The 7,551-nt window shown below is 58.3% G+C and carries 8 protein-coding genes and 2 pseudogenes; 6 read left to right on the forward strand and 4 right to left on the reverse strand.

What is annotated here, in order from left to right; genetic code table 11:
- Positions 1-162 precede the first annotated feature (162 nt).
- A pseudogene (locus tag DW49_RS1000000134110) lies at positions 163-364 on the forward strand (low affinity iron permease family protein); the annotation flags it as partial.
- A gap of 71 nt (positions 365-435) precedes the next feature.
- A complete protein-coding gene (locus DW49_RS0127750) occupies positions 436-1,875 on the forward strand; it encodes an NAD-dependent succinate-semialdehyde dehydrogenase (RefSeq protein WP_005618450.1) in 1,440 nt (479 codons plus the stop codon).
- 75 nt (positions 1,876-1,950) lie between these two features.
- Here the strand turns inward: DW49_RS0127750 and pbpG are convergent, their stop codons facing one another.
- Complete coding sequence (gene pbpG / locus DW49_RS0127755; RefSeq protein ID WP_024420336.1) at positions 1,951-2,892, reverse strand: D-alanyl-D-alanine endopeptidase; 942 nt, start codon at positions 2,890-2,892, stop codon at positions 1,951-1,953.
- A 260-nt stretch (positions 2,893-3,152) separates the two neighbouring features.
- On the opposite strand from pbpG, the gene DW49_RS0127760 reads away from it, so the two are divergent.
- Entirely contained in the window at positions 3,153-3,713 is a 561-nt protein-coding gene (locus DW49_RS0127760) for a hypothetical protein (RefSeq protein WP_005618446.1), read from the forward strand.
- A 100-nt stretch (positions 3,714-3,813) separates the two neighbouring features.
- Here DW49_RS0127760 and DW49_RS0127765 read toward each other — a convergent pair whose 3' ends face one another.
- Positions 3,814-3,996, reverse strand: coding sequence for a hypothetical protein (locus DW49_RS0127765; protein ID WP_005737770.1), 183 nt, complete (start codon positions 3,994-3,996; stop codon positions 3,814-3,816).
- Positions 3,997-4,168: 172 nt separating this feature from the next.
- Positions 4,169-4,525 (reverse strand): hypothetical protein, encoded by a 357-nt coding sequence (locus tag DW49_RS0127770; RefSeq protein ID WP_024420337.1) that lies wholly within the window; start codon positions 4,523-4,525, stop codon positions 4,169-4,171.
- 201 nt (positions 4,526-4,726) lie between these two features.
- On the opposite strand from DW49_RS0127770, the gene DW49_RS0127775 reads away from it, so the two are divergent.
- A complete protein-coding gene (locus DW49_RS0127775; protein WP_017701000.1) occupies positions 4,727-5,542 on the forward strand; it encodes a shikimate 5-dehydrogenase in 816 nt (271 codons plus the stop codon).
- Positions 5,543-5,566: 24 nt separating this feature from the next.
- On the opposite strand, the gene DW49_RS0127780 is transcribed toward DW49_RS0127775, so the two are convergent.
- Entirely contained in the window at positions 5,567-6,232 is a 666-nt protein-coding gene (locus tag DW49_RS0127780; RefSeq protein ID WP_005618440.1) for a YceH family protein, read from the reverse strand.
- Positions 6,233-6,387: 155 nt separating this feature from the next.
- Here DW49_RS0127780 and DW49_RS0127785 point away from each other — a divergent pair, with 155 nt between their 5' ends.
- On the forward strand, positions 6,388-6,897 hold the full coding sequence (locus DW49_RS0127785) for a DUF1993 domain-containing protein (RefSeq protein WP_002553619.1): 510 nt from the start codon (positions 6,388-6,390) through the stop codon (positions 6,895-6,897).
- A 264-nt stretch (positions 6,898-7,161) separates the two neighbouring features.
- A pseudogene (locus tag DW49_RS0127790) lies at positions 7,162-7,473 on the forward strand (MFS transporter); the annotation flags it as partial.
- Between the last annotated feature and the right edge of the window lie 78 nt (positions 7,474-7,551).

Consider the following 7,551-nt stretch of genomic DNA (forward strand, 5'->3'; position numbering starts at 1 on the left):
TTAAGTGAACAGCATTGCGCGCAATGCGGACCGTTTTTAACTGCACAGGGCAGGGCGCACCTGACTGATAAACCTGTCGATAACCTGAACGGGTGACAGGCAGCAGGACATTTCAAGCCCTACAGGTGTCCATTCAAGAGTCGCGTGTTCAGGCACCCATTGATAAGGTTTTCAAGATTTGTTCGTCCACTTTTGAAGTGGGGGCAGCCCGGATACATTTGCTTGCGCCGTTGTGTTCAATTGCCTGTGGGCATTTACAGCCGTGTGGATTCACTGCAACGATACCTGGCAGTTGATTATCAATACCTCGACTACCATCACCACATCCCCTATGGCTTTCTTTATCCAGAACACGCAGAGCCGCTGTCGGGCCATGAACAAAAGGCCTGACCAGTCGGCTAATTCGTTTTCGTTCCACTACCTATGGAGAATTTCATGTATCCAGACGTACAGCTTTATATCGATGGCCAATGGCGCGCGAGCCGCGATGGTCGCTCCATTCCTGTTATAGACCCTGCTACCGGCCAGTCGCTGGGCAGCGTGGCGCATGCCGGTATCGCCGATCTGGACGAAGCACTGGCAGCAGCCGAGCGTGGCTTTGCCACCTGGCGCGCGACCTCGGCGTATGACCGTTACAAGCTGATGCAGAAAGCCGCCAATCTGGTCCGTGAGCGGGCTGACAGCATCGCCAGAATCATGACGCAGGAACAAGGCAAACCGCTGGCTGAAGCACGCATGGAAACCCTGTCGGCTGCTGACGTTATTGACTGGCTGGCTGAAGAGGGCCGTCGCAGCTATGGCCGTATTGTGCCGTCGCGTGGTATGTCCATCGAGCAGAAGGTTATCAAGGAGCCCGTCGGCCCGGTTGCTGCGTTCACACCGTGGAACTTCCCGATCAATCAGGTGGTGCGCAAGCTGTCTTCGGCGCTGGCGGCCGGTTGCTCGATCATCGTCAAAGCCCCGGAAGAAACCCCGGGGTCACCTGCCGAGCTGATTCGGGGGTTTGCCGATGCGGGCGTTCCGGCAGGCGTCATTGGTTTGGTGTATGGCGATCCGGCGGAAATTTCCGGTTACCTGATCCCGCACCCGGTCATTCGCAAAGTGACTTTTACCGGTTCTACGCCTGTCGGCAAGCAGCTCGCGGCACTGGCCGGCAAGCATATGAAGCGCGCCACCATGGAGCTGGGCGGGCATGCGCCAGCACTGGTGTTCGATGACGCCGACATTGACCTCGCGGCTCGCGTGCTGGCCACTGCCAAGTTCCGCAACGCCGGGCAGGTCTGCGTGTCGCCGACGCGTATTCTGGTGCAGCGCAAGGTGTTGCAGGCGTTTACCGAGAAATTCGTCGGCCTGACCCGCGAGATCAGGGTGGGCAACGGTCTGGAGTCGGGTACGACCATGGGCCCGGTGGCCAATGATCGACGCATTCCGGCGCTGGTTGATCTGATCGAAGACGCAGTCAGTGCCGGCGCTACCGTTTCTGCAGGTGGCAAGGCTGTCGAGGGACAGGGCTACTTCTTCGAGCCGACCGTACTGAGTGGCCTGACGCCAGCCATGCGTATCATGAACGAAGAACCGTTCGGGCCGGTTGCGCTACTGGTGCCGTTCGACACCGTGGAAGAAGCCATTGCCGAATCCAACCGGGTGCCGTTCGGGCTGGCGTCCTACGCCTTCACGACCTCGATGAAGACCGCTCAGGCGCTGAGCACCTACATCGAAGCGGGCATGCTGTCGATCAACCACCAGGGCATCGGCTTGCCGGAAGTGCCGTTCGGCGGGATCAAGGATTCCGGCTACGGTTCCGAAGGCGGCACCGAGGCCATCGAGGCCATCGAGGCCTACCTGAACACCAAGCTGGTCACTCAATACAGCTGATTGTGGTTCGGTTAAACGAAAACGGTCGCGATGTGCAAGCATCGCGACCGTTTTTCGTTACTGCGTCAGGACTGATCAGTCCCTGGCCTGAATGCCGGTCTGCTTCATGACCAGATTCTTCTCTTTCTTGTACTGCAGCGCGACTTCCGGCGCTGGGCCGCTCTGGCCGGTTTCCATCCATTTGCGTATGCGGCTGGCGTCGGCGAAGTGGGTGTATTTGCCGAAGGCGTCTAGAATCACCACGGACACCGGACGATTGGCCATGCTCGTCAGCAGCACCAGGCAATGACCCGCCTGATTGGTAAAGCCGGTCTTGGTCAGTTTGATGTCCCAGTTTTCCTTGCGCACCAGGTGGTCAGTGTTGCTGAAACCCAGGATGTAGGTCGGTTTACGAAACGTGACGGTTTTCTGTTCGGTGGTGCTCAGTTCGCTGAGCAGCGGGTATTTGCGGGCCGCCATCACCAGCTTGGTGAGGTCACGCGCGGTCGACACGTTGTAGACCGACAGGCCGGTAGGTTCGACATAAGCGGTGTGTTTCATGCCCAGCGCCCTGGCCTTGGCATTCATGGCCAGAATGAATGCCGGATAACCGCCGGGGTAACTGTGCGCCAGGCTGGCCGCCGCACGGTTTTCCGACGACATCAGGGTGATCAGCAGCATGTCCCGGCGGTTCATTTCGCTGCCGAGTTTGACGCGTGAAAAGACGCCTTTCATTTCCGGCGTCTGGGAAATATTGACGGGAATGACTTCATCCATCGATTGTTTGGCATCAAGGACAATCATCGCCGTCATTAACTTGGTGACCGAGGCAATCGGCACAATCACGTCAGGGTTGCTGGAATACAGGACCTTGTCGGTCTGCAGGTCGACAACCATTGCGCTGCCCGAGGCCAGGTGCAGGTTGGAAGGATCACGATTCAGAACAGCGGATTCGTTTGCCAGAGCGGTGGTGGAAAACGCCGGGCCGGTAAGTACACATAATAGGCCCAGAAGAGACAGACGAATTTTCAAGAGCAAGGCTCACTCGATAAAGTGTGGTAATGGAATGGATCGCGTCAAAACGCTGCATTTTATGAGCAGACTTTGATGCGTGTCGATGGGTGCTGTAGGGCGTTTCGTCAATAAGTGCGGGAATATGGATTTCGTTAAGTTGCGGTTAAGTGGCTTTCTGCTTTCACTGAGGCTAAAACCACCCGGAAATTGAATAGTCGTGGTGTGAGACGCTCGCACCGATTAGCATTCCTGCCATTCTGGTCACCGATTCAAGGAGTCATGCAATGCTCAAGGGGTTTGTCAGCAAGGATTACGTGGTATTGGTGATCGTCGCTTCTCTGATTGTCTTGCTGTTGCTGGGCGTCGGCTTCACGTCCCGGCCGTCTGACTGGGCGGGCTGGATGCAGGCAATCGGCCTGATCGTCGGGTTGATGGCGGCTGTAGCCGTGCCGGCCATTCAGCGCAAGCAGGAAGCCTCCGTTGCGCGCAAGCAACTGCGGGACCGCGAAGTGGGCTACGCCCGGCGCATGCAATACCTGTGCGGTGAACTGAGCGAGCTGCAAGGGCGCATCAGCCTGAACCTGACTCATCTGCGCGCCAGTGACCGACACAGTCTGAAATATACCTTGCAGGACTATCTGCACCGTCTGTTCGAGTCCCATAAGCAGGACCTGAACGATGACCGCGTGGTGCTCGCTCACGAGCTGCGCCAGGTCGCCAATGACCTGATTGATGAACTCGACAGCGGCCGTACTGACCGCGTGGTGTTCATGGCCCTGGAAAAGCGCCTGCAGAAACTGACCCATCGTTGCCAGGTCAATGCGGCCATGGCTGAGCGTGGCTGAACGCGATATCGAACAGAACAGCAAATCACAGCGCAAAAAAAACCGCCTCAACAGAGGCGGGCAAGGGGATGTGCGGAGCAACGCACGAAGTTCGGGAAATTCAGCTGTTGAGAGTGTGCGGCTGCATCTGCCTGGACAGCGCTTCGGCAACCGGCAGCGATGCCAGCGGGCCACTGACCGGCTCGCCATCCTGAATCAGGTACCAGCAGGCCAACAGGCCCCGCGCTCTGAGCGTGGCGGGGACTGCGCTACCGACGACGGACATGATGTGTACCTTGGTCATAACTGCCTCTTCAATCATGCCGCTACTGTAAGGGGCAATGAGGCCAGGCAGAAATCGACGCTCTCAATAGTCGTCATTGATAACAACAGCGGTTGCCTGCCTTGCATGCGCAGGCAATGGTGTGTGCACAGCCATAAAAAAACCCGCCTGAAGAGGCGGATTTTTTGTTCGGTTACCAGCGACCGTGTGGCGGACCGTAGTAATAGCCGGGGCCTGGAGGCGGGCCATAGCGATGGTAGTAGCCTGGCGGTGGCGGTGGTGGGTAGCGCTCGACCACCTGATAAACCGGGGCCGGCTGATAGTAGACGGGCGGCGGCGCGTAGTAGACCGGCTGCTGCTGTACATAAACCGGCTCGCGCTCGACGTACACCGTCCTGTCGCGGCTTGAAGATACCGCCGCCCCGACAACGGCAGCGCCTACGATAGCACCTACCACGGCAGGGCCACCCCAGCCACGGTCAGCATTCGCCTGGCCAGCAAGGGCCAGGGCACCTACAAACAAGGCGATCTTGGGGATTTGACGAATCATGACTGTTCCTCGCTCTCAACCCGTTGTCGCGCGCCTGCATCACTCTCAAGCACTGCCACGGGATAACACTATGACATCGAAATTGTAAGAATCTGCGAAAGTGCTGAGTAAATTTTATGTAAGGTGCTCAACAGGGCGCTTGTACTGCATAGCTTACGCTCCTATGGAAGATTCAAGCCATTACCGTCTGGAGGAATTTACATGCCTGTCACCGCTAACAGGGATACGCAGCTGTGTATGTCGATGGCCGCCCGTCCCGGAAACTTCGGCGTACGTTTTCATAATCATCTTTTTCAGCAGTTGGACCTCAACTTCTATTACAAGACATTTTCGCCCAATGACCTGGCTGCAGCTGTCGCCGGCATACGCTCACTGGGAATACGCGGCAGCGCGGTATCGATGCCGTTCAAGGAAGCCTGCATCGAGCTGGTCGACGAGCTGGATGTATCAGCGGCCGCAATTCAGTCGATCAATACCATCGTCAACACCGACGGGCACTTGAAGGCGTTCAACACGGACTACATCGCGGTGGCGCAACTGATGGAGAGCCATGCCGTGCCACGCAGCGCATTTGCCCTGCGCGGCAGCGGCGGAATGGCTAAAGCGGTGGCGTTTGCCCTGCGCGATGCCGGTTTCACCGACGGTTTGATCGTGGCGCGTAACCAGCAGGCCGGGCAGCGCCTGGCAGAGGCGTGTGGTTTTCGCTGGCAGGCGGACCTGGGAAGCGCGCGCCCACCGTTGCTGGTCAATGTCACGCCGCTGGGCATGCAAGGCCCGCAGGCCGATGAACTGGCGTTTGATAGGCAGGCAATCGAAGCCGCTGACACGATTTTCGATGTGGTCGCCACGCCCGCTGATACGCCGTTGATTCAGGCTGCACGTCGTCTGGGCAAGCGGGTCGTGAGCGGCGACGAGGTAGCCGCTATCCAGGCGCTTGAGCAGTTCGTGCTGTACACCGGCATTCGCCCGACCGATGAGCAGTATCAACAGGCTGCAGCATTTGCCCGCGCTGGCTAGTTTCGGGGTGGGCCAGGCATCAGCTTATTCCAGCCTGGCCAGTCGCTCTTCGAGTACTGCGACGCGCGCTTCCAGCTCATCGAGACGCTGAGTGGCAGCAGAGCTTGTCGCGTTGCCGCGCTCCGGCGTTTGCTGGCGGGCGGCAAGAAGGTCCTGCAGGTCCTCCGGGTCGCCAATCAGGTGCATGTAGCGATCTTCCCGTTGACCGGACTGGCGCGGCACCAGCGTTGCCAGGCCTCTGGCGATCAAGCGTTCCAGTTGATGAACGACCTGCTCGCTGTCCTCGAAATCGTGCATGCGATTGCTGCGGGTCAGCAGTTCACTGACTGTTTGCGGGCCACGCAGCAGCAACAGACCGGTCAGTATCACCTGCGCAGGCACCAGCTCAAGGCCCTTGTCGACCTTGTGTTCCCAGCGATCGGCGCGGCTGCCCATCACCAGGCGGGTCAGGCCACGGCCTTCCAGCGCGCGCAGGCTTTGGCCAACCTGGCCCTGGGTGAGGTTCATGACCGGGTCACGGCTGGTCTTCTGGTTGCAGGCGATGACCAGTGCATTGAGGGTCAGGGGATAGGTTTCCGGGTTGGTCGCCTGTTTCTCGATCAGGCAGCCCAGAATGCGCACTTCGGTGCTGTTGAGCTGCAACGCTTCGGCATTCGGAGCGGTTGGGGTGGCGGACGATTCGATGGACATGACGCTTCCCTGAGTAATGACGGTGAATCAGCGTAGGGGCTGGCAGGGATTATTGCCAGCGTGCGCTGCACTCATCTGCGCGGCTAAAGAAAAGTGTCACGGTGTTCTGCGCCGGGTGGGTCTATAATCGCGTCTTTCTCACATCAGGATATGTCATGTCTATCTCCCTGTACGCCGCTTCCATTCCTGTCTTCCAGCAAATGCTCAATGCGTTGAGCGACGTTCTGACCAAGGCCGAAGCCTACGCGACCGAGAAGAAAATCCAGCCGCCCGCTCTGTTGCAGGCGCGTCTGTTCCCGGACATGCTGCCGTTCACTCGTCAGGTTCAGATTGCCGTCGATTTCGCCAAGGGTGCTTCGGCCCGTCTGGCAGGCGTCGAGATCCCGCAATACGACGACACTGAAACCACCTTCGCCGAGTTGCAGGCACTGCTGGCCAAGACGCTCGCGTTCATCGGCAGCATCACGCCCGAGCAAGTCGATGGCAAGGAAGGCATCGAAATCGTTCTGCGCCCTGGTACTGAAAAGGAAAAACGCCTGAATGGTCAGGCTTACCTGCTCAGCTATGCCTTGCCGCAGTTCTTCTTCCACGTCACCACGGCCTACGACCTGCTGCGCCACAACGGCGTCGAAATCGGCAAACGTGACTTCATGGGCAAGTTCTAGAATCCAGCTATCTTTTGGGTGCGACCGGGGCGACGCTCCGCACTGCTCGCGAAGGAGCTGGTGCAGGCCATGAGTATGGGGTATTTCGGCCGTTGCCTTCGCGATCAAGCTCGCTCCCACGAAGACCGTACTTGTCGATCAGGATACGAGCCCGGTCTTTCAGGCTCTTTGGCACTTGTGCATAGTGAAAAGCGCTAGACCCCCGCTTTAATCCCTCGCAGGTTGCGCTGTCATCGCAACCTGTATCGTTGTTCTGGAGTTTTCATGTTGTTGCCCATACTGCTGTTGTCGGCCGCCGGTTTTACCGTGCTGACCACAGAGTTCGTTATCGTCGGTCTTTTACCCGCCGTTGCCCGCGACCTGGACGTCTCGGTTTCGCAGGCCGGGCTACTGGTGACGCTGTTTGCGTTCACCGTTGCAGCCTTTGGCCCGTTTCTGACCGCGTATTTTTCGCGCTTCGAGCGCAAGCGTCTGTTTATCAGCATCCTCATCCTGTTCGGTCTGGCCAATGCGCTGGCTGCGCTGGCCCCTGATATTGCGGTGATGGGCGTCGCGCGCTTGATTCCTGCGCTAGGGTCTGTTCCCGTTTCACATTGGTAGCCACAGAAAAGCGCAGGCCATTGCTATGACGCTTTCATAGTTTCTCTTGAGTTT

This window comes from Pseudomonas avellanae BPIC 631, assembly GCF_000444135.1.
Lineage (GTDB): Bacteria > Pseudomonadota > Gammaproteobacteria > Pseudomonadales > Pseudomonadaceae > Aquipseudomonas > Aquipseudomonas avellanae.

Coding starts and splice junctions, on each gene's coding strand:
- DW49_RS0127750 (WP_005618450.1), top strand. CDS start 436: ATGTATCCAGACGTACAGCTTTATATCGATGGCCAATGGCGCGCGAGC.
- DW49_RS0127760 (WP_005618446.1), top strand. CDS start 3,153: ATGCTCAAGGGGTTTGTCAGCAAGGATTACGTGGTATTGGTGATCGTC.
- DW49_RS0127765 (WP_005737770.1), bottom strand. CDS start 3,996: ATGACCAAGGTACACATCATGTCCGTCGTCGGTAGCGCAGTCCCCGCC.
- DW49_RS0127770 (WP_024420337.1), bottom strand. CDS start 4,525: ATGATTCGTCAAATCCCCAAGATCGCCTTGTTTGTAGGTGCCCTGGCC.
- DW49_RS0127775 (WP_017701000.1), top strand. CDS start 4,727: ATGCCTGTCACCGCTAACAGGGATACGCAGCTGTGTATGTCGATGGCC.
- DW49_RS0127780 (WP_005618440.1), bottom strand. CDS start 6,232: ATGTCCATCGAATCGTCCGCCACCCCAACCGCTCCGAATGCCGAAGCG.
- DW49_RS0127785 (WP_002553619.1), top strand. CDS start 6,388: ATGTCTATCTCCCTGTACGCCGCTTCCATTCCTGTCTTCCAGCAAATG.